Annotated in this window: 17 protein-coding genes; 4 read left to right on the forward strand and 13 right to left on the reverse strand. The window is 71.5% G+C overall.

The features are described 5' to 3' along the window. Positions 1-18: 18 nt before the first annotated feature. The 4 genes from treZ to malQ form a co-directional block, all read right to left on the reverse strand. Complete coding sequence (gene treZ, locus QSK39_RS41115; RefSeq protein WP_285483219.1) at positions 19-1,731, reverse strand: malto-oligosyltrehalose trehalohydrolase; 1,713 nt, start codon at positions 1,729-1,731, stop codon at positions 19-21. Next, positions 1,728-4,004, reverse strand: a complete 2,277-nt coding sequence (gene treY / locus QSK39_RS41120; RefSeq protein WP_285483220.1) for a malto-oligosyltrehalose synthase — start codon at positions 4,002-4,004, stop codon at positions 1,728-1,730. The genes treZ and treY overlap by 4 nt, the downstream gene beginning before the upstream one ends. Beyond that, entirely contained in the window at positions 4,001-6,121 is a 2,121-nt protein-coding gene (gene glgX, locus QSK39_RS41125; protein ID WP_285483221.1) for a glycogen debranching protein GlgX, read from the reverse strand. The genes treY and glgX overlap by 4 nt, the downstream gene beginning before the upstream one ends. Positions 6,122-6,200: 79 nt before the next feature. Then, a complete protein-coding gene (gene malQ, locus QSK39_RS41130; RefSeq protein ID WP_285483222.1) occupies positions 6,201-8,153 on the reverse strand; it encodes a 4-alpha-glucanotransferase in 1,953 nt (650 codons plus the stop codon). Between the two features lie 126 nt (positions 8,154-8,279). Between malQ and QSK39_RS41135 the strand changes: the two genes are divergently transcribed. Beyond that, positions 8,280-9,722: an amino acid permease gene (locus tag QSK39_RS41135; protein WP_285483628.1), complete on the forward strand. Its 1,443-nt coding sequence runs from the start codon at positions 8,280-8,282 to the stop codon at positions 9,720-9,722. Here QSK39_RS41135 and QSK39_RS41140 read toward each other — a convergent pair. From QSK39_RS41140 to QSK39_RS41155, 4 genes are all read right to left on the reverse strand, one after another. Further along, complete coding sequence (locus QSK39_RS41140; RefSeq protein WP_285483223.1) at positions 9,700-10,482, reverse strand: DUF6885 family protein; 783 nt, start codon at positions 10,480-10,482, stop codon at positions 9,700-9,702. The two genes, QSK39_RS41135 and QSK39_RS41140, sit on opposite strands and share 23 nt — an antisense overlap. Positions 10,483-10,531: 49 nt before the next feature. Continuing rightward, positions 10,532-11,890: a type I glutamate--ammonia ligase gene (locus QSK39_RS41145; RefSeq protein WP_285483224.1), complete on the reverse strand. Its 1,359-nt coding sequence runs from the start codon at positions 11,888-11,890 to the stop codon at positions 10,532-10,534. A 124-nt stretch (positions 11,891-12,014) separates the two neighbouring features. Further along, positions 12,015-12,371, reverse strand: a complete 357-nt coding sequence (locus QSK39_RS41150; RefSeq protein ID WP_285483225.1) for a hypothetical protein — start codon at positions 12,369-12,371, stop codon at positions 12,015-12,017. A 146-nt stretch (positions 12,372-12,517) separates the two neighbouring features. Beyond that, positions 12,518-13,324, reverse strand: coding sequence for an EamA family transporter (locus QSK39_RS41155; protein WP_285483629.1), 807 nt, complete (start codon positions 13,322-13,324; stop codon positions 12,518-12,520). A 342-nt stretch (positions 13,325-13,666) separates the two neighbouring features. Here QSK39_RS41155 and QSK39_RS41160 point away from each other — a divergent pair, with 342 nt between their 5' ends. Further along, complete coding sequence (locus QSK39_RS41160; RefSeq protein ID WP_284745229.1) at positions 13,667-13,843, forward strand: DUF7455 domain-containing protein; 177 nt, start codon at positions 13,667-13,669, stop codon at positions 13,841-13,843. 138 nt (positions 13,844-13,981) lie between these two features. Here QSK39_RS41160 and QSK39_RS41165 read toward each other — a convergent pair whose 3' ends face one another. The 5 genes from QSK39_RS41165 to QSK39_RS41185 all read right to left on the reverse strand — a co-directional run bounded on the left by QSK39_RS41165 (position 13,982) and on the right by QSK39_RS41185 (position 21,553). Further along, entirely contained in the window at positions 13,982-15,163 is a 1,182-nt protein-coding gene (locus QSK39_RS41165) for an ROK family transcriptional regulator (protein WP_285483226.1), read from the reverse strand. Positions 15,164-15,174: 11 nt separating this feature from the next. Then, positions 15,175-16,641 (reverse strand): sugar ABC transporter permease, encoded by a 1,467-nt coding sequence (locus tag QSK39_RS41170; protein ID WP_285483227.1) that lies wholly within the window; start codon positions 16,639-16,641, stop codon positions 15,175-15,177. 20 nt (positions 16,642-16,661) lie between these two features. Then, entirely contained in the window at positions 16,662-17,435 is a 774-nt protein-coding gene (locus QSK39_RS41175; protein WP_247063508.1) for an ATP-binding cassette domain-containing protein, read from the reverse strand. 142 nt (positions 17,436-17,577) lie between these two features. Continuing rightward, positions 17,578-18,717, reverse strand: coding sequence for a sugar ABC transporter substrate-binding protein (locus QSK39_RS41180; protein ID WP_285483228.1), 1,140 nt, complete (start codon positions 18,715-18,717; stop codon positions 17,578-17,580). 1,102 nt (positions 18,718-19,819) lie between these two features. Continuing rightward, complete coding sequence (locus tag QSK39_RS41185) at positions 19,820-21,553, reverse strand: DEAD/DEAH box helicase (RefSeq protein ID WP_285483229.1); 1,734 nt, start codon at positions 21,551-21,553, stop codon at positions 19,820-19,822. A 212-nt stretch (positions 21,554-21,765) separates the two neighbouring features. Between QSK39_RS41185 and QSK39_RS41190 the strand changes: the two genes are divergently transcribed. Continuing rightward, the gene (locus QSK39_RS41190) at positions 21,766-22,929 is read left to right on the forward strand and encodes a YihY/virulence factor BrkB family protein (RefSeq protein WP_285483230.1); all 1,164 of its coding nucleotides are present in this window, start codon (positions 21,766-21,768) and stop codon (positions 22,927-22,929) included. A gap of 89 nt (positions 22,930-23,018) precedes the next feature. Next, the gene (locus tag QSK39_RS41195) at positions 23,019-26,162 is read left to right on the forward strand and encodes an efflux RND transporter permease subunit (RefSeq protein WP_285483231.1); all 3,144 of its coding nucleotides are present in this window, start codon (positions 23,019-23,021) and stop codon (positions 26,160-26,162) included. Positions 26,163-26,400: the final 238 nt, after the last annotated feature.

Below are 26,400 nucleotides of genomic sequence, written 5' to 3' on the forward strand. Positions count from 1 at the left end.
GCGCGATGTGCGCGCCGGTTATCGGGTTTCGACCAGAACGAAACCGTCCGGCGGCAGCTCGGCCGCCCCGCCGTCCACGGTGGCTCCGGCCCAGGTCAGCAGGGTCGCCGTGGCCCCGAGCGGGAGCGTGACCGGGCCGGGACCGAAGTTGACGGCCAGCCGGAGCCCGCCGCGGTGCAGCACGAGCCACGAGCCGTCCGGCGCGGTGTCCACCCGCAGGTCGGCGACCCACGGGCCGGCCAGCTCGGGGTGTTCGCGGCGCAGCCGGATGAGCGTCCGGTACAGCTCGAGCATCTCGCGGTGGCCGGGCGTGTCCGCTTCGGCCCAGTCGAGCCGGGAGTGCTCGACGGTGGCCGGGTCCATCGGGTCGGGCACGTCGGACTCGCCCCAGCCGTGCCGGGCGAACTCGCGACGGCGGCCCGTGCGGACCGCCTCGGCCAGCTCCGGGTCCGGGAAGGAGGCGAAGAACTGCCACGGCGTGCTCGCCGCCCACTCCTCCCCCATGAACACCATCGGCGTGAACGGCGAGCAGAACAGGATGGCCGCGCCGCAGCCCAGCCGGTCTTGCGAGACCGTCGCCGACAGCCGGTCGCCGGTCGCGCGGTTGCCGATCTGGTCGTGGTTCTGCAGGTAGCCGAGGAAGCGGTGGCCCGGCACGGTCCGGGTGTCGACCGGGCGGCCGTGGGTCCGCTCGCGGAACGACGACCAGGTGCCGGCGTGGAAGAACACCTCGCGCAGGACCCTGGCCAGCGCGTCCGGCGCGGCGAAGTCGGTGTAGTAGCCGGACGTCTCGCCGGTGAGCGTGACGTGCAGGGCGTGGTGGAAGTCGTCCGACCACTGGGCGTGCAGGCCGTGACCGCCGCGCTCGCGGGGCGTGACCAGCTTCGGGTCGTTCAGGTCGGACTCGGCGATCAGCGTCAGCGGCCGGTTCAGCGCCGCCGACAGCGCCCCGGTCTCGACGGCGAGCTGTTCGAGCAGGTGGACGGCCCGCCGGTCGAGCAGCGCGTGCACGGCGTCCAGGCGCAGCGCGTCGACGTGGAAGTCGCGGAACCAGCTCAGCGCGTTGTCCACGACGTACCGGCGGACCTCGTCCGAGCCGGCGCCGTCGAGGTTCAGGCCCGGACCCCAGTCGTTCTGCCCGGCGAAGTACGGCCCGAACCGGTCGAGGTACGCGCCCGAGGGCCCGAGGTGGTTGTAGACGACGTCGAGCACGACGGCCAGCCCGCGCGCGTGGGCCGCGTCGACGAACCGCTTGAAGCCGTCCGGGCCGCCGTAGGGCTCGTGGACCGCGCCCCAGAGGACGCCGTCGTAGCCCCAGCCCGCGGTGCCGTCGAACGAGTTGACCGGCAGCAGCTCGACGTGGGTGATGCCGAGCTCGACGAGGTGGTCGAGCCGGTCGATGGCCGCGTCGAAGGTGCCGCCCTCGGTGAACGTGCCGACGTGCAGCTCGTAGACGACCCCGCCGGGCAGCTGCCGGCCGTGCCACGCGTCGTCGGTCCACTCGAACTCGGCGTGGTCGTAGACCCGCGACTCCTGGTGGACGCCGTGCGGCTGCCACCGCGACCGCGGGTCCGGCAGGCGGTCGGCGGAGTCGTCGAGGAGGAAGGCGTAGTTGACGCCGTCGGCGTCGGCGTGCCACCAGCCGCCGTCGCCGGCGGTCATCTCGTGCACGCCGGCGTCGACGCTCACCCGGACCCGGCGGGCCGCGGGGGCCCACACGCTGAACCTCATGCGTCTCCTCGCACCAGCACCGCCACGGGGTACCGCTCGAACAGGGTGGCCACGTCGCCGGTGACCTCGCGGCCGGTCAGGACGTCGGTCCAGACGCCGGCCGGCAGCGGGAGCACGGTGCCGCGCCAGCCGCCGGCGGCGTCGAGGCCGATCGGCAGCCGGGTCACCGCCACGGCCAGGTCCGCGCTGCGCGTGTACGCCAGGACGTGCCCGGCGGCCGCACCCTCGGCCCGCAGCGGCCGGTAGCCGCGGAACAGCGCCGGGTGTTCGCGGCGCAGCCGCAGCGCCTTGTGCACGACGAGCAGCTTCGCCGCGCCCGACGCGTCGATCTCCGGCAGCTCGCCGTCGGCGACCCGCGCCAGGGTTTCGCGCCGGACCGCGTAGTCGACCGGGCGGCGGTTGTCCGGGTCGACCAGCGAGAAGTCCCACAGCTCGGTGCCCTGGTAGACGTCCGGGACGCCGGGTGCGGTCAGCTGCACCAGCTTCTGCCCGAGGGAGTTGACGTACCCGGGCTGCTCGATGCGCGCGACGAACGCCTCGACGTCCGACGCCAGCTCCGCGTCGCCCATGACGTCCTCGGGCCAGGCGGCGACGTCGGCCTCGAACGCCTCGTCGTGGCTGGTCCAGCTGGTCCGGAGCTTGGCTTCCTTGGCCGCCTTGTCGAGGTAGTCCCGCAGCCGGGCGGGCTCGATCGGCCAGGTCGAGACCAGCGTCTGCCACGCGAGGAGGTTCAGCGACGGCTCGTCGATCCCGCGCCGCGCCGTCCACCTCCGGACGGCCTCGGCGAACTCGCCGGGCACCTCCGCGAGCACGGCCATCCGCGCGCGGGTGTCCTCCGAGCGCTTGGTGTCGTGCGTGGTCAGCGTCGTCATCGCCGCCGGGTAGCCGGCCTCGCGCTCGGCGGCCAGGCGGTGGAACTCCTCGACGCCGAGGCCGAACCGGTCCGGGTTGCCGCCGACCTCGTTGAGCGCGGCGAAGCGCGTGTAGCGGTAGAACGTCGTGTCCTCGGTGCCCTTGGCCACGACCATGCCGGACGTCTGCTGGATCCGGGTGGCCAGCTCGCTTTCCGGGTTCTCGCGCACGTGGGCGTCGAGGGCGGCCAGCGCGTCGGCGAGGTCGGGCCGGGCCTGCCGGGCGCCGTCGATCGCCGCCGTCCAGTTCGCCGCGCCTTCGGGGAGGTAGGAGCGGTAGACGGGGAAGGCGACCATCGTCTCGGCGACCGCCTGCCGCGCCTGCTCCGGGTCGACGTCGGGCAGCAGCGCCGCGATGCGCCGGACCTCGGCGACCAGGATGTGGTCGGTGACCAGGCGCCGGGCCTCGGCCTCGACGCGGTGGTAGCCGGTCTTCACGCCCAGCTCCGTGGCCAGCTCGGTGTACGCGGGCTCGGCGGCCGGGTCGACGAAGACGCCGGCGATCTCGCGCAGGGCGTCGTAGCCGGTGGTGCCGTCGACCGGCCAGCTCTGCGGCAGCGGCTCGCCCGGGTGCAGGATCTTCTCCGCGACGATCCACGCGTCCGGCGCGTTCTCCCGCAGCCGCCGGAAGTAGCCGCCCGGGTCGGCGAGGCCGTCCGGGTGGTCGACGCGCAGGCCGGTGACGTCGCCCTCGGCGACCCAGCGCAGGACCTCCCCGTGCGTCTCGGCGAACACCTTCGGGTCCTCGACGCGGACCGCGGCGAGGTTCGTGATGTCGAAGAACCGGCGGTAGGTCAGCTCCGCGTTGCCGCGGCGCCAGCCGACCAGGCGGTAGTGCTGGCGCTCGTGGACCTCCTGCGGCGTCCCGCTTTCCGTGCCGGGCGCGAGCGGGAAGCGGTGGTCGTAGTAGGCCAGCTCGCCGTCGTCGACGGTCAGCTCGCTCACGGCGTCGTCATCGCCGAGCACCGGCAGCAGGAGCGGGCCGCGGTCCCAGTCGACGTCGAAGAAGGCCGCGAACTCCGAGTCCCGGCCGTGGGTGAGCACGTCCCACCACCACCGGTTGACCTTCGGCACCTCGACCGACATGTGGTTCGGCACGATGTCGACGACCAGGCCGAGCCCCAGCTCCTTCAGCTTCTCGCTCAGCGCCACCCGGGCGGTTTCGCCGCCCAGCTCGGGCCGCGCGCGCGTCGGGTCGACGACGTCGTAGCCGTGGGTCGAGCCGGGTGCCGCGTCGAGCACCGGCGACGCGTAGAGCGCACCGATGCCCAGGTCACGCAGGTAGCCGGCGATTTCGGCCGCGTCGCTGAAGGGGAACTCCGGGCGCAGCTGCACCCGGTAGGTCGACTCCGGCACCGTCATGCGGGCTCCGTCCGCTGCAGCACGATCAGGGACCGGGCGGGCAGGGTGAACTGGCCGCCGCCTTCGATGGGTTTCGCGTCGTGCGGCTCGACCTCGCCCGCCGCCGTGTCGATGACGACGGTCCAGGCCTGGCCGTAGCCGTTGCCCGGCAGCTTGGCGTCGATGTCCTCGTAGTGCGCGTTGAACGCGAGCAGGAACGAGTCGTCTTCGACGTGCATCCCGCGCGGGTCGAGGTCCGGGATCGCCTGGCCGTTGAGGAAGACGACGACCGCCTTGCCGAAGCCGTCGTCCCAGTTCTGCTCGGTCATCTCCTCGCCGGCCGGGGTGAACCAGGCGATGTCGCCGAGCTTCTCGCCCTTGCCGACCGGCCCGCCCTGGAAGAAGCGGCGGCGGCGGAACACCGGGTGCTGCTTGCGGAACGCGCTCAGCCCGCCGGTGAACCGGACCAGGTCGGCGTGCTCGGTGGCCAGCGCCCAGTCCATCCAGGACAGTTCGGAGTCCTGGCAGTAGACGTTGTTGTTGCCCTGCTGGGTGCGGCCGAACTCGTCGCCGTGCAGGATCATCGGCACGCCCTGCGACAGCATCACCGTGGCGAGCATGTTGCGCTGCTGCCGGATGCGCAGGTCCAGCACCTGCGGGTCGTCGGTCTCGCCCTCGACCCCGCAGTTCCACGACCGGTTGTCGTCGGCGCCGTCGCGGCCGTCTTCACCGTTGGCCTCGTTGTGCTTTTCGTTGTAGGACACCAGGTCCCGCAGCGTGAAGCCGTCGTGGGCGGTGACGAAGTTGATCGACGCGAACGGGCGGCGGCCGTCGTCCTGGTAGAGGTCCGAGGAGCCGGTGATCCGCGACGCGAACTCGCCGAGCGTCGAGGGCTCGCCGCGCCAGAAGTCGCGGACGGTGTCGCGGTACTGCCCGTTCCACTCCGTCCACAGCGGCGGGAAGTTGCCGACCTGGTAGCCACCGGGACCGACGTCCCACGGCTCGGCGATCAGCTTCACCTGGCTCACGATCGGGTCCTGCTGCACGAGGTCGAAGAACGTGGACAACCGGTCGACGTCGTAGAACTCGCGCGCCAGCGCGGAGGCGAGGTCGAAGCGGAAGCCGTCGACGTGCATCTCCGTCACCCAGTACCGCAGCGAGTCCATGATCAGCTGCAGGGTGTGCGGGTTGCGGACGTTGAGCGAGTTCCCGGTGCCGGTGTAGTCCATGTAGTACTCCGGCTCCCCCTCCACCACGCGGTAGTAGGCCTCGTTGTCGATGCCGCGCATCGACAGGGTCGGCCCGAGGTGGTTGCCCTCCGCGGTGTGGTTGTAAACCACGTCCAGGATCACTTCGATGCCGGCCTCGTGGAGGGCCTTGACCATGCCCTTGAACTCCTGGACCTGGCCGCCCTCACCGGGCATCGCGGCGTAGGAGTCGTGCGGGGCGAAGAAGCCGATCGTGTTGTAGCCCCAGTAGTTCGTGAGCCCCTTCTCCTCCAGGCCGTGGTCGGAGACGAACTGGTGCACCGGCAGCAGCTCCACCGCCGTCACGCCGAGTTTCTGCAGGTGCTCGACGACGGCGGGGTGCGCCAGGCCGGCGTAGGTGCCCCGCAGCGCCTCGGGCACGAACGGGTGGTTCACCGTCATGCCCTTGACGTGGGCCTCGTAGATGACCGTCTCGTTGTACGGCCGCTTCGGCTGGCGGTCGTTGCCCCAGTCGAAGAACGGGTTCGCCACCAGCGAGTACGGCACGCGGCCGGCGGAGTCGTCGTCGTTGCGCTCCTCCGGGCTGGCGAACTGGTAGCCGAACAGCGACTCGTCCCACTTCACGCCGTGCGAGACGGCCTTCGCGTACGGGTCGATGAGCAGCTTGTTCGGGTTGCAGCGCAGGCCGCGGGCCGGGTCGTACGGGCCGTGCACCCGGAACCCGTAGCGCTGGCCGGGCTGGACGTTGAGCAGGTAGCCGTGGTGGACGAACCCGTCCACCTCCTCCAGGGCGTACCGCGTTTCGGTGCCGTCGTCGTCGAAGAGGCACAGCTCCACCCGCTCGGCCACCTCGGAGAAGAGGGCGAAGTTCGTCCCCACTCCGTCGTAGGTGGCGCCGAGCGGGTAGGGCATTCCGGGCCAGGGCCGCACTGGGTTCTCCTCGAGCTTTCGCAGGTTGTGCCGGGGTGTCCGTGCTGACGGACGGGAATCGCGTGCCGTGGGGTACCCGTTACCGGGGCAAGGGACGCGCCGCCGCCAGCGGCGCGATCGCGGCGCGCACCCCCTTCGCGGTGAAGAAGCCGTCGACACTGACGGGAAGGGGGATCCGCCAGTTAGGGTACTGGTCGACCGTCCCGGGCAGATTCGGCTGCCGTACCTGGCCCGCGACGTCGGCCGGCGAGGTCAGCACCAGCCGTGACGCGGCCCTCGCGAGCAGGGTGTGCAAGGCGACGACCATGTCGTCGGCCGGGATCCCTTCCCGGGTAAGGAGTTCCCGCAGGGCTTGCCGTTCCGCGGCGGCGGCTTCTTCTTCGGCCTCGACGCCCCGGTCCAGCAGCCCCAGCTCGGCGCGGACCCGGACGTGCTCGCCCCGCAGCCAGCCGGTGACGGTCGGCAGGTCGTGCGTGGAGATGCTGGCCATGGCCTCCGGATCCCACTCGTCCGGGCGGGTGAACGGCTTGCCCGGCGCGTCCCAGTCGCGTTCGAACCACAGGACGGCCGAGCTGAGCATGCCGCGCTCGTGCATGGTCTCGGTGACGGTGTCCTCGACGGTGCCGAGGTCCTCCCCCACGACGACCGCGCCGGCCCGGTGCGCCTCCAGGGCGAGCACGCCGACCATGGCCTCGGCGTCGTAGTGGACGTAGGTGCCGCGGTGCGCGGGCTCGCCCGGCGGGATCCACCACAGCCGCCAGAGCCCGGCGATGTGGTCGACGCGGATGCCGTCGGCGTAGCGCAGGACCCCGCGGATGACGTCCCGGAACGGCGCGTACCCGGCCTCGGCGAGCTTGTCCGGCCGCCACGGCGGCAGGTTCCAGTCCTGTCCCTGCTGGTTGAAGGCGTCCGGCGGCGCGCCGACGCGGACGTCGGCGGCGAAGACGTCCCGCACCGCCCAGGTGTCGGCCCCGCCGGGGTGCACGCCGACGGGCAGGTCGTGCACGATCCCGACGGTCATCCCGGCGTCTCGGGCGGCTTTGCGGGCGGTTTCCAGCTGCTCGCGGCAGAGGTGCTGCAGCCAGGTGTGGAAGCCGACGCGCTCTTCGAGCTCTTCACGAGCCTTTCCGACCTCGGGCCCGGCGGGGTCCCGGAGCGGCGCGGGCCACTCCCGCCAGTCGGCGCCGTGCTGTTCGGCGAGGGCGCAGAAGAGAGCGAAGCCGTCGAGGTCGGCGTCTTCCGGCAGGTCTTCGACCCGGTGCGGCCACAGCAGCTCGAGCGCGGCGCGCTTCGCCGTCCAGACGGCGTCGTAGTCGATCAGTTCGCCGTCGCGGTCCGGAGCCAGGGACTGCACGGTCTCCTGCGTCGCGGCATCGGCCTGCGCATAGGTCTCGGTGGCCGTGACGCGCAGGTAGAGGGGGTTGGCGAACCGCCGGCTCGCGGGCGAATAGGGCGACCGTTCGACGGGGTGGGCGGGGCTGAAGGCCTGCACCGGGTTGACCAGCAGCACGCCGGCGTCCAGTTCCGAGGCCGAGCGGGCGGCGAAGGTCGCGAGGTCGGCGTAGTCGCCGATGCCCCAGGAACCGGCCGAGTGCAGGGAGTAGAGCTGCAGCATCCAGCCCCATGCGGGCGGGACGGCGGGCAGCACCGCGGGCACGACGGCGAGCACGACGTCCTGGTCGGCGGTGACGACCCGGTGCCAGCCGAGCGGCAGGTCGGCCGGCAGTTCACCGGTGACGGGCCGCCGGCTCCCGTCTTCGAGGACGACCTCGGCGTCGACGCCGAGCGCCCGCGTGTCGCCTTGTTTGACGACGATGGTCGGCGGCAGCTTCGCCGTGGTCTCGCGGGCGCCGAGGGCCCGGGCGATGGCGTCGTCGCTGGTGGCGTCGACCCCGAACTGCCCCAGAACGGCGACGACGACGTCGTCTTCGACCTCGACCCAGACCTGGTCGGCGTTCTCGTACCGGGTGGCGACGCCGTAGCGGTCGGCGAGCTGGTGCAGGGCGCTGCGGGCGGGGATCTCGTCGGGCACGGGCCCAGCATTCCGGTGCGGGGCCGTTCCCGCCATCCGCACGGCCCGACATCACCCCGGAGCCGTTCTGCGGAAACTTCCGTGACCTTCTAACTTCTTCTCATGGGTGTGCGGAGAACCTTGAACGTGGACGACGTCCTGAAGCGCCAGGACTCCGGGGAGCTCAAGCGGCGGCTGCGCGGGCGGGACCTGGTCGGGTTCGGCGTCGGGATCATCATCGGCACCGGCATCTTCACCCTCGCGGGTGTCGAGGCGAAGACGCACGCCGGGCCCGCGGTGACGCTGTCGTTCGTGCTCGGCGCGGTCGTCGCGGGGCTCGCGGCGCTCTGCTACGCCGAGCTCGCCTCGAGCGTCCCGACGGCCGGAAGTGCCTACACGTACGCCTTCGCGACCCTCGGCGAGGTGTTCGCCTGGATCATCGGCTGGGACCTGCTGCTGGAGTTCGCGCTCGGCGCCGCCGTGGTGTCGCGCGGCTGGTCCGGCTACCTGGCCAACCTGCTCGGGCTGTCGCCGGAGTGGTTCGGCGAGGACGCGAAGGTGAACGTCGGCGCGGTGCTGATCATCGCGGTGCTGACCGTCGTGGCCGTGCTGGGCATCAAGGAGTCCGCCTGGCTGACCAACCTGCTCGTCTGCGTGAAGGTCGCCGTCTGCGTGCTCGTGCTGGCGGTCGGCTTGTTCTTCGTCAAGGGCGCGAACCTGACGCCGTTCATCCCGCCGGCCCAGGCCCCCGCGAACGGCACGACGGTGCTGGAGCAGCCGATCGTCCAGGCCGCGCTCGGCCTGGAGCAGTCGGTCTACGGCATCGCCGGGATGGTCACCGCCGCCGCGATCGTCTTCTTCGCCTACACCGGTTTCGAAGCGCTCGCGAACCTCGGCGAGGAGACGCTGAACCCGAAGAAGGACCTCCGCGTCGGCATCCTCGGCGCGCTCGGCGTGTGCGCGCTGCTCTACATCGGGGTCTCGATCGTGCTGACCGGGATGATCCCGTTCACCGACATCGACACCGGCGCGCCGCTGGCCGACGCGTTCGACAAGGTCGGCCAGCACTGGGTCGGCGCGCTCATCTCGCTCGGCGCGGTGACCGGGCTGACGTCGGTGATGATGGTCGAGCTGGTCACGATCGGGCGGATCGGCTTCGCCATGGGCCGCGACGGCCTGCTGCCGAAGGCACTCGGCGCCGCGCACCCGCGCTGGGGCACCCCGCACCGGATGACGATCGGCGGCGCTGTCCTGATCGCCGTGCTGGCCGCGTTCATCCCGATCTCCGAGCTGGCCGACATGGTGAGCATCGGCGCGCTGTCGGCGATGATCATCGTGGCCGTGGCGGTGCCCGTGCTGCGCCGCCGCCGTCCCGACCTGGACCGGCCGTTCCGGGTGCCGTTCTCGCCGGTGGTCCCGATCCTGGCGGCGCTGGCGTGCCTGTACCTGATGCTCAACCTCAACGTGCTCACCTGGATCCGGTTCGCCGTGTGGCTGGTGATCGGCCTGGTCATCTACTTCGCCTACGGCCGCCGCCATTCGCGGTTCGCGCCCGAGAACGCCGAGGTCAGTCCCAAAACGACGGAGTGAGGCCGGCGACGCGGGCCGCCTCGCGCGCCACGGCGACCTGGTCCGCATCGACGACCACCAGCACGCCCAGCCCGGCCAGCGCCGCGGCCACCCACTCGACGGGCTGGTCGTGGATCCCGTTGTCCCCCAACGACGAATAAGTGTCCACAACGGACAGCAGGGTGCCTTCGGCGCCGATGCGGACGCCCGCGACGAGCACGAAGTGGCCGCCCGGCGGACGCCAGCGGGACGTCCACAGTGGCGGGACGCCGGTGTCGAGGTAGTCGAGCAGCGCGCGTTCCGGGGTGTCGTGGGCACCGAGCTCGGCGCCGTCGATCCGGGCGATCACCGCGACGCGCGGCACGTCCCAGAGTCCGAGCAGCAGGTCGAAGAGCGTCTCGGTGGTCCACTCCCCCGTCACCGGCACGGCCGCGAGGGCGCGGCCCGACAGCGCGCCGACGGCCGTCGCCAGCCCGGAAACCCGCGTCCCCGCGGCGGCCGGGTCGTCGACGACCGGCACGGGCAACCGGAACTCCGGGCGGCCCGCCTCGCCCGGCGGGCGCACGACCGGCCCGCGGACGGTCCCCGCGGCCATCGCGACGGTGTCCTGGTCGGGCACGTCGAGCCCGGCCGCGCGCAGCGCCGCGAGCCCGCAGAACGCGGCGGCCAGGCCGTCTTTCTGGGGTAGCTCCGCCTGGGCGAGGGCGGCCAGCCGGGCCCCGCCCGGCAGCCACCGCACCCCGGACAGGTCGAGCTGCCCGCCGTCGATCCCCGAAGACATCGGTCCCCTCAGCGGTTTCCCGGTTTCGTCTGCGCCATTCTCCCAGACGTCAATAACGCCACAGGTGGGCGGCGACGATTTCGTCGGCCGTGCGGTCGGCCGCCCACGCGGCATCGGACGCCCGGACCGCGCGGAAGGCCCCGAGCAGGTCGTCGCCGAGCACGCCGGCGACGCGGGGCGAGGCCGTCAGGGCGGCGTCCTGTCCGGCGGTGTCCGCGGGCAGCCGGCGCACGCCGCGCGTTTCCCGCTCGCCTTCGGTCCAGCCGCCCGGGTCTTCGGCGATCGGCTCGGGCAGTGCGGCCGCGTCTTCGATGCCGGCCATCCCGGCGGCGAGCACCACGGCCAGGGCGAGGTAGGGGTTGGCGGATGCGTCCGACGTCTTGAGCTCGACGTTCGCGTGGTCGGCGCCCAGCAACGGCGAGCCCGGGACGTACCGAAGCGGCGCCTCCCGGTTCTCGACGCCCCAGAACGCGTACGCGCCCGCGAAGAAGCCGGGGCGCAGCCGCAGGGTGGACGGGACGCTCGGTGCGGTGATCGCGGTCAGCGCCGGCAGGTCGCGCAGCAGGCCGGCGAGGTAGGCGGCGCCGTCGCCGTCGGGCACTCCGGTGCCGTTGTCGTCGAGGAGGTTGCGGCCCTTGCGGCGGACGGAGGTGTGCAGGTGCCAGCCGTTGCCGGCGGAGCCGAGCCCGACCAGCGGGGCGAAGCTGACGACGAGGCCGTGCGCGTGGGCGGCGGCGTGGATGGTCTGCCGGGCCAGCAGCTGATCGTCGGCGGCGGCGACCGGATCGGTGGCGGCCAGCGAGAGTTCGACCTGCGCCACGCCGTACTCGGCGTGCAGCTGGCCGATCCGGAGGCCGTTGGCGGCGAAGTCGTGCAGGAGGGCGGCGACGAAGCCGTCGAGCCCGACGAGGGCGTGCGGGCTGTAGGCGGGCCCGGGATGCCCGGGCGCGCTGACGACATCGGCGCTGCCCGCGGGCGCGACGGCGAACTCGAGCTCGTAGCCGGCCCGGAACTCGAGGCCACGCCTCGCGGCCTCGGCAACCTGCGCTTCGAGGACGGCCCGCTGGCAGTAGGGCCACGGATCGCCGCTCCGGGTGAGCTGCCGGACGGGCGCCCAGGCCAGCGCGGGCTGCCCGGCAAGCCGCCGCAACCGCTCGACGACGGGCACGAGCCGGACGTCCCCGGAGGGCGTGGCGAGGCCGGCGTGCCCGTAGGTGATGGCGTCGTGGCTGTCGAAGACGGCGAAGAGCGAGGTGGCCCCGACACCCCGGGAGGCGGCGTCGGCGAGGCCCGCGATGGGAACGATGCGCGAGCGCGGGATGCCGTTGTTGTCCGCCCAGGCGAGGTGGACACCGCCCACCCCGGCCGCGGCGAAGTCCTTCGCCGCGGCAGACGCCGCTTTGGTCATGGCACCCGCCTCCTCCGGCCCCGAACAGACCCCACCCATCCCGGGGGACGAGCCCCGCTCCAGCGTATCGGGCGGCTCCGACGGAATCGCCGGGGAAAGTGGCCGGTGGGCTGGGTTGTCCACATCACGGCAGACCTGTGGACAACCGGCGCCATCGGTGCGGAGGCTCGGTAGCCTCGCCACGCCCGGCAGCCCCGGCACGCCCGGAAGGGGGCGGCACACCCGGCAGGCAGGCCCGGCAGGCTCTGGCAAGTGCAGCAAGTGCAGCAGGCGCCATCGGCGCGGCAGCCCGGCAGGCCAGCACGCCCGACAGACCCGGCAGATGCAGCAGGCCTGGCAGGTGCGGCAGGTGCGGCAGGTGCGGCAGGTGCGGCAGGTGCGGCAGGTGCGGCAGGTGCGGCAGGTGCGGCAGGTGCGGCAGGTGCGGCAGGTGCGGCAGCGAACCACAACACCCGCCGGCGACCGCCTCACCGAACATCACCCGGGAGACTGCAGCCCCGGCAGCCCCGGCAGCCCCGGCAGCCCCGGCAAGAGCGCCAAGTGCGCCAAGTGCGCCAAGTGCGCCAAGTGCGCCAGCGAACCAAAGCTCAGCACCGAACCACAACCCGCCAACGACCCCACCGAACATCACCCAGGCGGCTCCGGCACCGGCCGCACGACCTCGTCCCGGCTCCGCAGCGCCACCCCCGCCACCACGGCCACCGTCCCCAGCGCCTCCGGCCACGAAGGCACCTGCGCCAACAACACGAACCCCATCACCCCCGCCGTCACGGGCAGCAACGCCAGCAACACCGCGAACCTCGCCTGCCCCAGCCGCCTCAGCACCACCTGGTCCAGCGCGTACGGCACCACCGTCGACAGCACCCCCACCCCGACCCCCAGCAGCAGCATCCGTGGCGAAGACCACACCTCGCCCGTTCCGAACGCGAGCGGGGACAGCACCACCGTCGCCGCCGCGAAGCCGATGGCCAGGCTGTCGATCCCCGAGCCCTCGGCCGATGCCACCCTCTTGCCCAGGAGGATGTAGCCCGCCCAGGCCGCCGCCGCGCCCAGGGCGAACACCACCCCGAGCACCGATCCCGACAGCCGGACGTCCGCGATCGCCACCACCCCGCCCGCCACCAGGACCACCGCCAGCACGTCCCGCAGCGACCGGGAGCCGAACGCCGCCACCAGGACCGGGCCGATGAACTCCATCGCCACCACCGTCCCCAGCGGCAAGCGGGCGATCGCCTCGTAGAAGAGCACGTTCATGCCCGCCGTCACGATCCCGAAGGCGATCGCCAGCGCCAGCCGGCGGCCTCGCCACGCCGCCCGCCCGGGGCGGCGCCAGGCCAGAAGGACCACCGCCGCGCCGAGGCAGCGCAGCCACGCCACTCCGGCCGGGGTCGCGTGGCCGAATAGGCCGACCGCGATGGCCGCTCCGGCGTACATGGAAATTCCGCTGAGAACGAACAACAGCGGGGCGGGTACCGCGGAAAGCCTCCTCGGCGAAGTCAGCGTGCTCACGACCCCATGGTGCCTGACCACGGAAAACGTAACTCTCCGGGTAATCGTCTCCTGCATTGCGGGATGCGGTTACGGCATCCGGGGTAAATCGGCGTGACTCAGGTCCCACCGGCGCGGGAACACTTGCGAGCCGCGAAACGTCTGGAAGAGTGGAAGCACGAACACCGCGGAGCCGAAGGCGATCGCCGCCACCGGCATCAGTCCCGAAGTGGGCGTAGCTGGATCGATGGCACCGGGCAACCGGTGCCGGGACGGAGGGAGACCCCCATGACAACGCCGACGCTCACCCGCCCCGAACTGACCGCCGCCGACCGCTGTGACCGGTGCGGAGCAGCAGCTCAGGTACGAGCCATCCTCAAGGGTGGCGAACTGCTCTTCTGCGGGCACCACGCCCGCGAGCACGAGGCCAAGCTCAAGGAACTGTCCGCCGACATCCAGCGGTAACGACCCCGAAACGCCGAAGGCGGCCGGTGCGCACAGGCACCGGCCGCCTTCGTTTTTCTGCAACTTGCAAAGTGCGTGGCGGATATCACGGCGAGGCCACGGAAGATACCTATTCCGGACACGAAACCGGACAGGAAATCAGACAGAATCCAGCACGACTTCGAACGCCACTTCCGCGGCGCCCAGCAGCTTCACGTCGGCCCCCAGCGCCGAGCTGATGATCCGGGTGCCGCCGACCGCGCGGCTCACCAGGCTGCGCCGGCGGACCTCCGCGCCGACGTGCCGCAGCACCGCCTCCGGCAGCACCGTCAGCAGGTCGCCGAGGATCACCAGCTGCGGCCCGAGCAGGTTGACGACGTTGATCAGCCCCAGCGTCAGCCACTCGGCGAACTCCGCCAGCCGCGACAGCGCCGCCTCCGGGTTCCGGCCCAGCTCGCGCAGCTCGAACAGGATCGCCCCGCGCGGGGTGTCCTCCGGCAGGCCGAGCGCCCGGCACAGCGCCGCCTCGCCGACCTCGGTCTCCCAGCAGCCGCTGCTGCCGCAGTAGCAGTCGCGCCCGTCCGGGCGGATCACCATGTGCCCGATCTCGCCGACGTAGCCGGAGCCGCCGCGCAGTGCCGACCCTTCGGCGATGACACCGCCGCCGACCCCGACGTCCGCCGAGATGTACACCACGTCGGACGCCCCGCGGGCCGCGCCGCGCAGGTGCTCGGCGACCGCGCCGAACTCGGCGTCGTTGCCGACCAGGATCGGGATCTGGAGCACGGCGCCGAGCCGCTCGCCGAGCGCGACGTCGGTCCAGCGCAGGTTCGGGGCTTCGTGCACGTGCCCGTCCGCCCGCCGGACGACGCCGGGCACCGACACCCCGGCCGCCACCGGCGTCACGTCGAGGTCGCCGGCCAGGACGGTCGTCGACTCGATGACGTGGGTGATGACCTCGTCGGGCTGCCCCATCCGGCCGCGCAGGTTCCAGCTGTTGCGGCCCAGGATCTGGCCGCCCAGCCCGACCAGCGCGATCGCGACGTGCTCGACCTGCAGGTCGACCGCGAGCACGACCGCCGCGTGCGGCTGGGGCAGGACCAGGAGCGAGGGGCGGCCCGCCCCTCGTCCCGGCCTCGGCACCTTCTCCTCGACGACACCGGCTTCCGCCAGCCCGTCGACGAGGGTCTTGATCGTGCTCCGGTTGAGCCCCAGCTCGGAAGCCAGGGTCGCCCGGGTGCTCGGCCCGCCGACGTGCAGCAGGCGGAGCAGGGTCGTGCGGTTGTGCCGACGCACCTCGTCCGGTCGTGCGACGGGTGAGCTGGACACGGGCTTGATCATCCCATGCTGGTTCAGCGCGTCGACGCAGCCGCGCGGCGCCGCGACAGCGCGTCGACCGTGGCGGCGAGCAACAGGACCAGACCGGTGACGATGTTGACCACCGCGGCCGGCTGCTTGAGCAGGCCCAGGCCGTTGATGACCACGGCGATCACGAGGCCACCGACGACGGCGTCGGCCACGCGGCCCTTGCCGCCGAACAGCGACGTACCACCGATGACGGCCGCGCCGACCGAGTACAGCAGCGTGTTGAGGCCACCGGACTGCGGGCTGACCGAGCCGACCTTCGACGCGGCGACGATGCCGCCGATGGCCGCGACCGCCGAGCCGATGACGAACACGCTCGCGCGGATCTTCGGCACGTCGATACCGGCACGGCGGGCGGCTTCCTTGTTGCCGCCGACCGCGTACACGTACCGGCCGTACTTGGTCCGGTTGAGCACGTAGGTCCCGGCCACCAGCAGCACCAGCATGATCGGGATGACGTACGGGACGCCCTCGATCGTGACGACCGCCTTGTTCGGCGAGCGGTTGACCGTCAGCAGCCAGGTGCCCAGCGCCGACAGCACCACCAGCGCGGCGACCTTGACGACGACGAGCGCCGTCGGCTGCACGACCAGGCCGCGCTGGAGCCGCCGGAAGTGGCTGAGCAGCGTGATCACGGCGAACCCGCCGGCGGCGACGAGGAAGAAGATCCAGCTGCCGAGGACGTTCAGGTTGCCGTTGGCGATCTTGTACAGGACGTCGGAGTTGGTGATGCCGATCGTGCCGCCCTCACCGATGAACTGCAGCAGGACGCCCTGCCACACGATGAACAGCGCCAGTGTCACGACGAAGGACGGCATGCCGATCTTCGACACCAGGAAGCCGGTGATGCAGCCGATCGCGGTGCCCACGCAGATCGCCAGCAGGATCTCCAGCCATGCGTTGGCGGGAACGCCGATCGCCACGAGCAGCAGCCCGACCAGCGACAGCGCGGCACCGGCCCAGATCCGCTGGTAGGCCGACAGCAGCATGGCCGCGGCGAGGACGGCGATGAACGTGATGAACACGCCGGATCCCATGGAGCCCAGCAAATTGCCGGCATGGACATAGTGCAGGGCCATCACCGACGCGGCGGTGCCGGAGGCCACACCGGCGGCGAGGTCGATCTCGCCGAGCAGCAGCACGAAGACGATGCCCATCGCGATGATGATCACGCCCGCGCCCTGCGGGAAGACGTTGGCGATGTTGGCCAGTGTGAAGAAGTTGTCCGACAGCGCGCTGAACAGGATGACCAGCACGAGCAGGCCGAACAGCGACGGCAGCGAGCCGAGTTCACCGGCTCGCAGGCGGGCGAAGTAGTCGCGGACGGCTTCGCCGGTTGACATCGATGTCGTGTCGATGCCGAAGTCGGTGATCGCCGCGGTGGGGTTCTGGGTCTGCGCGAGCGCTTCCGCGGCCGGGGTGTCGACCTCGTGCTTGGCAGGGGTTTCAGTCATTTCCGGTTCTTTCTTCCCGCTCACAGGACCACGGCTTCGGGCCGGGCCAGGCCGAGGTCACCGGAGCGCCCGGCGGTGATCAGCTCCACGATCTGGCCGTGGGAAACGTCCTTCGTGTGCACCTCGGCGACGAGCCGGCCGAGGTACAGCACCGAGATGCGGTCGGCGACCTCGAACACGTCGGCCATGTTGTGGCTGATCAGCACGACCCCGAGGCCCTGCTCGGCCAGCCGGCGGACCAGGTCGAGCACCTGCCGGGTCTGCGCGACACCGAGGGCGGCGGTCGGCTCGTCCAGCACGACGACCTTGCTGTTCCACAGCACCGACTTCGCGATCGCCACGGTCTGGCGCTGACCACCGGACAGCGAGGAGACCGGCGTCCGGACCGACTTCACGGTCCGCACCGACAGGGAAGCCAGCGTCTCGCGAGCGGCCTTCTCCATGCTGGCTTCGTCCAGCTTCCACGAGTTTCCGCGCTCGCGGCCGAGGAACATGTTCTGCACGATGTCGAGGTTGTCGGCCAGGGCGAGGTCCTGGTAGACGACCTCGATGCCGAGGTCGGCCGCGTCCTTGGGACCGCGGATGTGGGCGTCCTGCCCGTTGAACCGCACGGCCCCCGAGTCGTACGGGTGGATACCGGCGATGCACTTGACGAGGGTCGACTTGCCGGCGCCGTTGTCGCCGACCAGTGCGGTCACTTCGCCCGCACGCACGTCGAAGTCCACGTCGTGGAGGACGTGGACGGGGCCGAAGCTCTTGTTCAGGCCCTTGATCTCGAGGATGGGCTCACTCATGGATGGCAGTTCTCCGAATTTCCGATGCCCTTTGCCGCCGCTAGGGCCAGGCGATCCCCGCGGGCGGGGAGTGGGGACCGGGCCGGGGCGCGCCGTCGGGGTGCGCGTCCCGGCCCGGCTGTTCAGGGGTGCTGCGTGCGGCTCAGGAGATGCCGAGCGAGCTGCACTTGGCGGCGAGGTCGCCACCACAGATCTCGGCGGCCTTCACGTAGCCCTGGGTGACGACCGTCTTGACGTCCTTCTCGAGGATCGTCGTCGGCGTGAGCAGCACCGACTTGATGTCGCGGTTGCCCTTCGGGTCGTGCAGCTTGCCGGTCGCGATGGCGTCGGCACCGGCGGTGTCACCCTTGGCGAGGGCGGCGGCCAGCTTGGCGGTGGCTTCGGCCTCTTCCTTGATCGGCTTGAAGACCGTCATGTACTGCTCGCCGCGCATGACCGCCATCAGGCCGTCGGCGGTGGCGTCCTGGCCGGTGACCGGGACCTTGCCGTTGAGGCCGTTCTTCTTGAGGATGGTGATGACCGCGCCGGCCAGGCCGTCGTTCGCCGCGACGACGCCGTCGACCTTGCCGCCGTTGGCGGTGAAGATCTGCTCGAACGTCGTGCCGCCGAGCTGGTTGTCCCAGTCGTTGATCGGCTGCTTCTGGATCCGCTTGAGCGTGCCCGCCGAGAACAGCGGCTCGAGGACGGAGTCCTGGCCCTGGGTGAACAGCGTCGCGTTGTTGTCGGTCGGGGCGCCCTCGATCTGGACGACACCCGCGCCCGGCTTGCTCTTCAGCGCGTCGGCCATGGCCTGGCCCTGCAGCTGGCCGACCTTCTCGTTGTCGAACGAGACGTAGTAGTCGGCGGACCCGCCGAGGCTCGGGCGGTCGTAGTCGATGACCGGGATGCCCGCGGTCTTCGCCTTGGCCTCGACCGCGGCACCGACGGCCGGGTCACCCGGGGCGATGACCAGGACCTTGACGCCGGAGCTGATGAAGCCGTCCGCCAGCGTCGAGAACTTCTGGTTGTCACCCTGGGCGTTCTGGACGTCGACCTCGAAGCCCTGGGCCGTCAGCGCGGCCGTCAGCATCGGCTTGTCGAACGCTTCCCAGCGCGCCGAGGTGGCGGTCTCCGGGAGGATGACGCCGACCTTGCCGCTGGCACCACCGGCGGCGGCCGGCGCGGAGGAGGAAGCGGAGCTGCTCCCCGTGCCCCCGCTGTCTGAACTGTTGGCACCGCAAGCGGTCAGCACCAGGCCGGTGCTCACCGTCGCGGCGAGGAGGGTAAGGGTTCTGCTGCGCATCCTCGTTCCTTCCGGATCCAAGCATTGGTGACGAGTGGGCCGTCGACGTCGTCTCGGGCCCTGCGAGGCGGTGATCCGGAGGGTCCCGGCGCACCGTCGCGCATATGTTGTGGGCGACAACATATGCCGCTGAGCGGCTGCGGGGAAGATAGCTGGATCGATTAAATGACACCAATTGGACACGGTTCGGCAACACAGGCTGAGCGTCGCCCGGAAAGAGTAGATCCGCTGACGATGTGATCGCCAGCACTCACCGTGTGTTACATCCAGGTTTCTTGCGAGGGTGAAGATACTCCGCCGGTGTACACCGAGTGCGATCCGCCGCGAAGTGGTGGTGAACCCACGGCAAACGCCCGGGATTGGTCGCCGACTTGCGAACTTCGCACCCGAACGTGCCCGAAGCACCACCCGCCGGGGGACGCCGGGGCAGCCGGGAGACGACCGATCGGGCACGCAACGTCACGGAGTTGTGGAAGGTTCGGCACGGCGCCGGTGGAACGGACGGTGACCGGCGGGTTCAGCCTCCCGGGCGACACCGGTGGGTGGGACGGGCCGGAGCGGGTGGGGTCGGCGGCGGGGCCGATTGTGGACCGGGAGCGGCCCGGTCAGGCGGGCTTGGCCGGAGCGGGCGGGGTTGCTTGGTCGGCTCGGGCGGGCTTGTCCAGCTCGACCAGACTCGGCCGGCTCGACCAGGGCTTGGCTGGCTCGACCAGGGCTTGGCTGGCTCGGCCGGGCTTGATCGGCGCGGCCAGACTCAATCGGCTCAACCAGGCTTGGCCGGCTCGGCCGGACTTGGCCGGCTCAGCCGGACTTGGCCGGCTCAGCCGGACTTGGCCGGCTCAGCCAGCTCGACCAGGCTAAGCGGGGTTTGGCCGGCTCGGCTGGACTCAGTCGGCTCGACCGGACTTGATCGGCGCGGCCGGCAAAGCCGGCTCAACCGGAGCCAGTGGGGTCTGCCCGCGGCCGCCTCGGTCGCAGCAGCAACCCGGCCGGCTTGGCTGCGCCGTCCACGCCACCGCGATCGAGCAACCCCGACCGGACCGCCCGGCCACGCCCCTCGCCCCCGGCCCCGGCCCCGGCCCCCGGCGGCAGGAAACCCGCCTCACCAGGTCCGCAGCGTCACGATCCGTTCCTCGAGCTGCTCCACGGTCGCCATCGCGGTCACCGGCCCTCCGCAAACCCGCCGAAGCTCGTTGTGGATCGCGCCGTGCGGCTTCTTCGTTCGGTGGTGGTACATCCCCACCAGCGCGTTCAGCTCCTTGCGCAGCGCGCCGAGGCGCTCGCTCACCGACTGGGGGCGAGCCTGTGGGGCCGGCTCCTCCTTTGCGGGCTTGCGGCGCTTCTCGTCCGCGATCTGCTCTTCCTGCCGCTTCCGCAGCAGCGCGCGGACCTGGTCGGGCTCCAGCAGCCCCGGCAGGCCGAGGTACTCCTGCTCCTCGTCCGATCCCGAGAACACCGCCGTGCCGAACGAGTTGCCGTCGTAGATGACCTGGTCGAGCTCGGCCGAGGCGCCCAGCGATGTGAACGCCTTCTCCTCTTCGCCCGGCTCGTCCTCGGTGCGGTTGGCCTGGGCGAGGAGCTCGTCCTCCCAGCCTTCGTTCTCGCGGTGCGGCTTCCCCAGCACGTGGTCGCGCTGCGCTTCCAGCTCGCTGGCCAGCTCCAGCAGCACCGGCACCGACGGCAGGAACACGCTCGCCGTCTCGCCCTTCTTCCGGGCGCGCACGTACCGGCCGATCGCCTGGGCGAAGAACAGCGGGGTCGACGCGCTCGTCGCGTACACACCCACCGCGAGCCGCGGGACGTCGACGCCTTCCGAGACCATCCGGACGGCCACTATCCAGCGCTCGTTCGTCTCGGAAAACTCCTTGATCCGGCCCGACGCCTTCGGGTCGTCCGACAGCACCAGCGTCGGCATCTCCCCCGAGATGCGCTCCAGGATCTTCGCGTACGCCCGCGCCGACTCCTGGTCGGTGGCGATCACCAGGCCGCCCGCGTCCGGCACGCTCTGGCGCACCTGCGACAGCCGGGTGTCCGCGGCGTGCAGGACCGCCGGGATCCACTCGCCGGCCGGGTCGAGCGCCGTGCGCCACGCCCGGGCGTTCTGCTCCGCGGTCAGCGGCTCGCCGAGCCGCGCGGTGAACTCCTCCCCCGCGCTCGTGCGCCAGGAGGCCTCGCCCGAGTACGCGAGGAAGACGACCGGCCGGACCACGCCGTCGGCCAGCGCGTCCGCGTAGCCGTACGAGTGGTCGGCCTTGCTGCGCTGGAAGCCGCCCGCGTCCGGCTCGTAGGTGACGAACGGGATGGCCGAGTCGTCGGACCGGAACGGCGTCCCGGTCAGCGACAGCCGCCGGACGGCCGGGGTGAAGGCCTCGCGGATCGCGTCGCCCCAGGACTTCGCGTCACCGCCGTGGTGGATCTCGTCGAGGATGACCAGCGTCTTGCGGTTCTCCGTACGCACCCGGTGCAGCGTCGGGTGCGCCGCGACCTGCGCGTACGTCAGCGCGACGCCGTTGTAGTCCGACGAGGTGACGCCGGTGGTGTTGCGGAAGTTCGAGTCGATCTGGATGCCGGCCGCGGCCGCCGACGCCGCCCACTGGTGCTTGAGGTGCTCGGTCGGCGTGACGATGGTGACCGCCTCGATCGTGCGGTCGCTCAGCAGCTCGGCCGCGATCCGCAGGCCGAACACGGTCTTGCCGGCGCCGGGCGTCGCCACCGCGAGGAAGTCCTTCGGCTTGCGCGTGAGGTACTTGGTGAGTGCCCGCCGCTGCCACGCCCGCAGCGGGCGCGCGGTCGAGTCCTTCTCCGCGGGAGGCGCCCCGAGCTGCGTCTCCGTCATGCCGGTCCCCCCTCGCTCAAGTGCTTTGACGTGCGAAAACCCTCACTGTGGTACCGACTTCGGCGTCGGCGACTGCGGTGAGGGCACTGGAGCGAGTCTACCGGCCGGGTCCGACAGTTCCGGGCACCGGCACGGGTGATGTCCCCCGACACGCCCGGGTGCAGGCAGGGTGACGAGCCAAATCAGCACGGATGGACCATGCTGGACACGTCATGGGTGAGGTGCAGCCGTCGGGAGCGACGAAGGTGGCCCGCAAGGGGCCGTGGCGCCTCCTCACGCGCACGCTCGGCAAGGCCTGGGAGGGCAACATCTTCTCCGAGGCCGCCGAAGCGGCCTTCTGGCAGACGCTGTCGCTGCCCCCGCTGCTCCTCGGACTGCTCGGCAGCCTGGGCTTCGTCGGCGAGTGGTTCGGCCAGGACGTCGTCGCGCAGGTGCACGACCGGATCATCGGGTTCTGCAAGACGGTGTTCAGCACCAACGCCGTCCAGGACATCATCGAACCGACCGTGAACAGCATCCTCACCGTCGGCAAGGGCGAGATCGTCTCGGTCGGCTTCCTGATCTCGCTGTGGGCGGGTTCGTCGGCGATGTCGTCGTTCGTGGACGCGATCACCGTCGCCCACGACCAGTACGGCGTCCGCAACGACGTCTGGCAGCGGATCTTCGCGCTGCTGCTGTACCTGTGCGGCCTGGTCATCCTGGTGGTCGGGCTGCCGCTGCTGGCGATCGGCCCCGACCTGCTGCCGGAGTTCTTCCCGTCCGACTGGCGCCCGACGGTCACGTCGTGGGTGAGCGCGCTGTACTTCCCGACCCTCGGGGTGATGATCACCCTCGCGCTGACCACGCTGTACAAGCTCGCCCTGCCGCGGAAGCTGCCGTGGCACCGCGGGCTGCCCGGCGCGGGGCTCGCGATGGTCGTGTTCCTGCTCTCCTCGGTCGGCCTGCGCATCTACCTGAACTGGATCACCAAGACCGGCTACACCTACGGCGCGCTGGCCGCGCCGATCGCGTTCCTGCTGCTGATGTTCTTCATCGGGCTGGCCGTGGTCGGCGGCGCGTACTTCAACAGCGCGATCCAGGAGCTGTGGCCGGCGAAGGCGACCCGGCGCCAGCGGCGCAAGTGGCGCCGGCTGGAGATGGAGCGCGCTTCCGAGCGGCTGCGCACCGAAGAGGGCCGCAAGCTGTGGGAGCGCACGACCACGCCGCTGCGGCGCCCGCGCGCCGAAGACGTCTCCCCCAACGGTGACGCGCCGGAGGAGGCCCCGGAACCGTCCGAAGAGGACGAGCCGTCACCGAGCGCGCCCGACCCGGCACCCAGCGCTGCTCAGGGTCGCGTCTCCTCCCCAGGGACGACCCGGAATCCACCCCCAGACTGAGTCGCCCCTCAGGTCGGACATGGGAAGCTCCTCGGGTCACTGACGCCGGCGTCGGTCGCCGCGTCGTTCCCGAGGGGGTTCCCAGAGTCATGTCCGTGCTGGCCAGATTGAGCCTGCGCAACCGAAGCCTGATCGGCCTGCTCGCGCTCGTGGTCGTCGGTTTCGGTGCTTTCGCGCTGCCGCAGATCAAACAGCAGCTGTTCCCGTCGCTGCAGTTCCCGCAGGCCCAGATCGTCACCGCGTACGCGGGCGCGTCGCCCGACGCGGTCGATCGGCAGGTCACCGAGCCCCTCGAAGGCGCGCTGCAGGGGCTCAAGGGCCTCGAAGAGGTCAACTCGACGTCGTCGGACGGGGTTTCGCGCGTCGTCACGAAGTTCGCGTTCGGCACCGACCTCGACGCGGCGGTCTCGCAGATCCAGCAGGCGGTGAACCAGGTCCGGCCCCGGCTGCCGCAGAACTCCGACCCGTCGGTGTCCGCCGGCAGCACCGACGACCTGCCGGTGGTGCTGGTCGCCGCGGGCACGGCCGGTGACCCGCAGCAGCTCGCGCCCGCGCTGACCGACCAGGTCGCGCCGGAGCTGCGGAAGATCGACGGCGTCCGCACGGTGACCGTCACGGGCGTGCAGCAGCCGCGCGTCACGATCACGCTGGACTACGCGAAGCTGGCCGCCGCCGGGGTCGACCCGGCCTCGATCGCGACCACGCTGCAGACCGCGGGCGCGGCTGTCCCGGCCGGGACGCTGACCGAAGGCGACAAGACGCTGTCGGTCCAGGTCGGCGGTGGACAGACCACTGTGGACACCCTCCGCAACCTCTACCTGACGCCGAGCGCTTCCCGCACGGGCGCTCCGGCGCGCGGGCCGGTGAAGCTGGGTGACGTCGCCGACGTCCAGACCGGCTTCGCGCCGCCGACGTCGATCACGCGGACCAACGGCAAGCCGAGCCTCGGCCTCTCGATCACCATGGTGGACAACGGCAATGCCGTCGCGATCTCCGACGCCGTCCGCGCCAAGCTGCCGGACCTGGCGAAGAAGACCGGCGCCGAGATGAGCGTCGTGTTCGACCAGGGCACGCCGGTCAAGGACGCGATCAGCGGCCTGACCACCGAAGGCCTGCTGGGCCTGGCGTTCGCGGTCGTCGTCATCCTGCTGTTCCTGCTGTCGGTGCGCTCGACGCTGGTCACCGCGGTGTCGATCCCGCTGTCGGTCGTGGTCGCGCTGATCGCGCTGTGGACCGGCGACCTGTCGCTCAACCTGCTCACCCTCGGCGCGCTGACGATCGCGATCGGCCGGGTGGTCGACGACTCCATCGTGGTGCTGGAGAACATCAAGCGGCACCTGGGGTACGGCGAGGAGAAGCAGCGGGCGGTGCTCGACGGCGTCCGCGAGGTGGCCGGCGCGGTGACGTCGTCCACGCTGACGACCGTCGCGGTGTTCCTGCCGATCGCGTTCGTCGGCGGGTTCGTCGGCGAGCTGTTCTCGCCGTTCGCGATCACCGTCACGGTGGCGCTGCTGGCTTCGCTGCTCGTGTCGCTGACCGTGGTTCCGGTGCTGGCGTACTGGTTCCTGAAGCAGCCGGAGATCCCGGCGGACGCCATCGAGGCCGAGCGGGCGCGCGAAGCGGCCGTCGAGAAGGAGCGTCGCAGCTTCCTGCAGCGGGCGTACCTGCCGGTGATCCGGTTCGCGACCAAGCGGCGGCTGACCGTCGTGCTGCTGGCGCTGCTGATCTTCGCCGGCACCGTCGGGCTCGCGACGCGCCTGAACACGAACTTCCTCGACCAGTCCGGCGGCACCACCCTGAACATGACGCAGAAGCTGCCCGCGGGCACCAGCGTCGAGGCGAAGGAGAAGGCCGCGACGGCGGTCGAGCAGGCGCTGGCCGCCGAGCCCGCGGTGCAGACCTACCAGGTCAGCGTCGGCGGCGGAGGTGCGTTCGGCGGCTTCGGCGGCGGCGGGACGTCGACGAGCATCTCCGTCACCGTCGCGAAGGACACCGACCTCGACGCGCTGTCCGACCGGCTGCGGTCGAAGCTGACGTCCCGGCCGGAGCTCGGCGAGATCAAGATCGGCGCGGACGCGTCCGGGTTCAACTCCGACCAGGTCTCGGTGACGGTGACCGCGCCGTCGGAGGCCGCGTTGAAGCCCGCGTCCGACCAGGTCGTGCGGGCGCTGGGCGGGGTGGCCGGGCTGACCGAGGTGAGCAGCGACCTGGCGGTCGGCTCGCCGCGGGTGCAGGTCGAGGTGGACGACGCCGCGGCCGCCGCGCGCGGGCTGTCGGCGAGCACCATCGGCCAGGTCGCCAACCAGGCGATCGCCGGCCGCACGGTGACGCAGCTGCCGGTCGACGGGCAGCGCACCGACGTCGTGCTGCGGGCCGGCACCGCACCGGTCACGGTCGACCAGGTGAAGGGCCTGCCGATCCCGGGTCCCACCGGTGTCGTCCGGCTCGACGAGGTCGCGAAGGTGTCCACTGTGGACGGCCCGGCGTCGGTGCACCGCACCGGCGGCGACCTTTCGACCACGGTCACGGCCAAGAACACCGGGGACAACCTGAGCAAGACGACCGCGGACATCCAGTCCAAGCTGGACGGGCTGACGTTCACCGGCGGCGCGTCGTACTCGCTCGGCGGTGTGAGCCAGGACCAGCAGGAGGCGTTCTCGAACCTGTTCCTGGCGCTGCTGGCCGCGATCGCGATCGTGTTCCTGATCATGGTGGCGACGTTCCGCAGCCTGATCCAGCCGCTGATCCTGCTGGTGTCGATCCCGTTCGCGGCGACCGGCGCGATCGGGCTGCTGCTGGCGACCGGCACGGCGCTCGGGCTGCCGGCGCTGATCGGCATGCTGATGCTGGTCGGGATCGTGGTGACGAACGCGATCGTGCTGATCGACCTGATCAACCAGTACCGGGCGGAAGGGATGAGCGTCGCGGACGCGGTCACCGAGGGCGGCCGGCGCCGGCTGCGGCCGATCCTGATGACGGCCGCGGCGACGATCTTCGCGCTGGTCCCGATGGCCCTGGGCATCACCGGCCAGGGTGGGTTCATCGGCCAGCCACTGGCGATCGTGGTGATCGGCGGCCTGGTCAGCTCGACGCTGCTGACGCTGGTGCTGGTCCCGACGCTGTACACGATGGTCGAGACCCGCAAGGAGCGTCGCCACGCTCGCCGCGAGGCTCGCCGGACCTCGGCGAAGGCCCCGGAGTCGGAGTCCCTGGACCCCGCCCCCACCGCCTGACCGGACGACACGCGCACCTGCGCGGACGACACGCGTACACCGATGGACGACACGCCGGACCCGGCTCGGGTCCGGCGTGTCGTCCGTTCAGGCACGCGAGTTCGCCGCCTGGGTACGCGAGTTCGCCATCCGGGTACACGCGCGGCCGTGATCGGAACGCCGACACACGTGATCCGAGGGGCGACACGCGTGATTGAAGGGACGACACGCCGAGGCTCAACCAGCTTCGGCGTGTCGT

The organism is Amycolatopsis sp. NBRC 101858, assembly GCF_030269325.1.
Taxonomy (GTDB): domain Bacteria; phylum Actinomycetota; class Actinomycetes; order Mycobacteriales; family Pseudonocardiaceae; genus Amycolatopsis; species Amycolatopsis ponsaeliensis.

What these genes read in the sequence shown, in the direction of transcription:
- QSK39_RS41180 (WP_285483228.1), bottom strand. Translation starts at nt 18,717, where the DNA reads ATGCGCAGCAGAACCCTTACCCTCCTCGCCGCGACGGTGAGCACCGGC.
- QSK39_RS41165 (WP_285483226.1), bottom strand. Translation starts at nt 15,163, where the DNA reads ATGATCAAGCCCGTGTCCAGCTCACCCGTCGCACGACCGGACGAGGTG.
- QSK39_RS41190 (WP_285483230.1), top strand. Translation starts at nt 21,766, where the DNA reads ATGGGTGAGGTGCAGCCGTCGGGAGCGACGAAGGTGGCCCGCAAGGGG.
- QSK39_RS41140 (WP_285483223.1), bottom strand. Translation starts at nt 10,482, where the DNA reads ATGTCTTCGGGGATCGACGGCGGGCAGCTCGACCTGTCCGGGGTGCGG.
- QSK39_RS41145 (WP_285483224.1), bottom strand. Translation starts at nt 11,890, where the DNA reads ATGACCAAAGCGGCGTCTGCCGCGGCGAAGGACTTCGCCGCGGCCGGG.
- treZ (WP_285483219.1), bottom strand. Translation starts at nt 1,731, where the DNA reads ATGAGGTTCAGCGTGTGGGCCCCCGCGGCCCGCCGGGTCCGGGTGAGC.
- QSK39_RS41185 (WP_285483229.1), bottom strand. Translation starts at nt 21,553, where the DNA reads ATGACGGAGACGCAGCTCGGGGCGCCTCCCGCGGAGAAGGACTCGACC.
- QSK39_RS41170 (WP_285483227.1), bottom strand. Translation starts at nt 16,641, where the DNA reads ATGACTGAAACCCCTGCCAAGCACGAGGTCGACACCCCGGCCGCGGAA.
- QSK39_RS41195 (WP_285483231.1), top strand. Translation starts at nt 23,019, where the DNA reads ATGTCCGTGCTGGCCAGATTGAGCCTGCGCAACCGAAGCCTGATCGGC.
- treY (WP_285483220.1), bottom strand. Translation starts at nt 4,004, where the DNA reads ATGACGGTGCCGGAGTCGACCTACCGGGTGCAGCTGCGCCCGGAGTTC.
- QSK39_RS41160 (WP_284745229.1), top strand. Translation starts at nt 13,667, where the DNA reads ATGACAACGCCGACGCTCACCCGCCCCGAACTGACCGCCGCCGACCGC.
- QSK39_RS41175 (WP_247063508.1), bottom strand. Translation starts at nt 17,435, where the DNA reads ATGAGTGAGCCCATCCTCGAGATCAAGGGCCTGAACAAGAGCTTCGGC.
- QSK39_RS41155 (WP_285483629.1), bottom strand. Translation starts at nt 13,324, where the DNA reads ATGTACGCCGGAGCGGCCATCGCGGTCGGCCTATTCGGCCACGCGACC.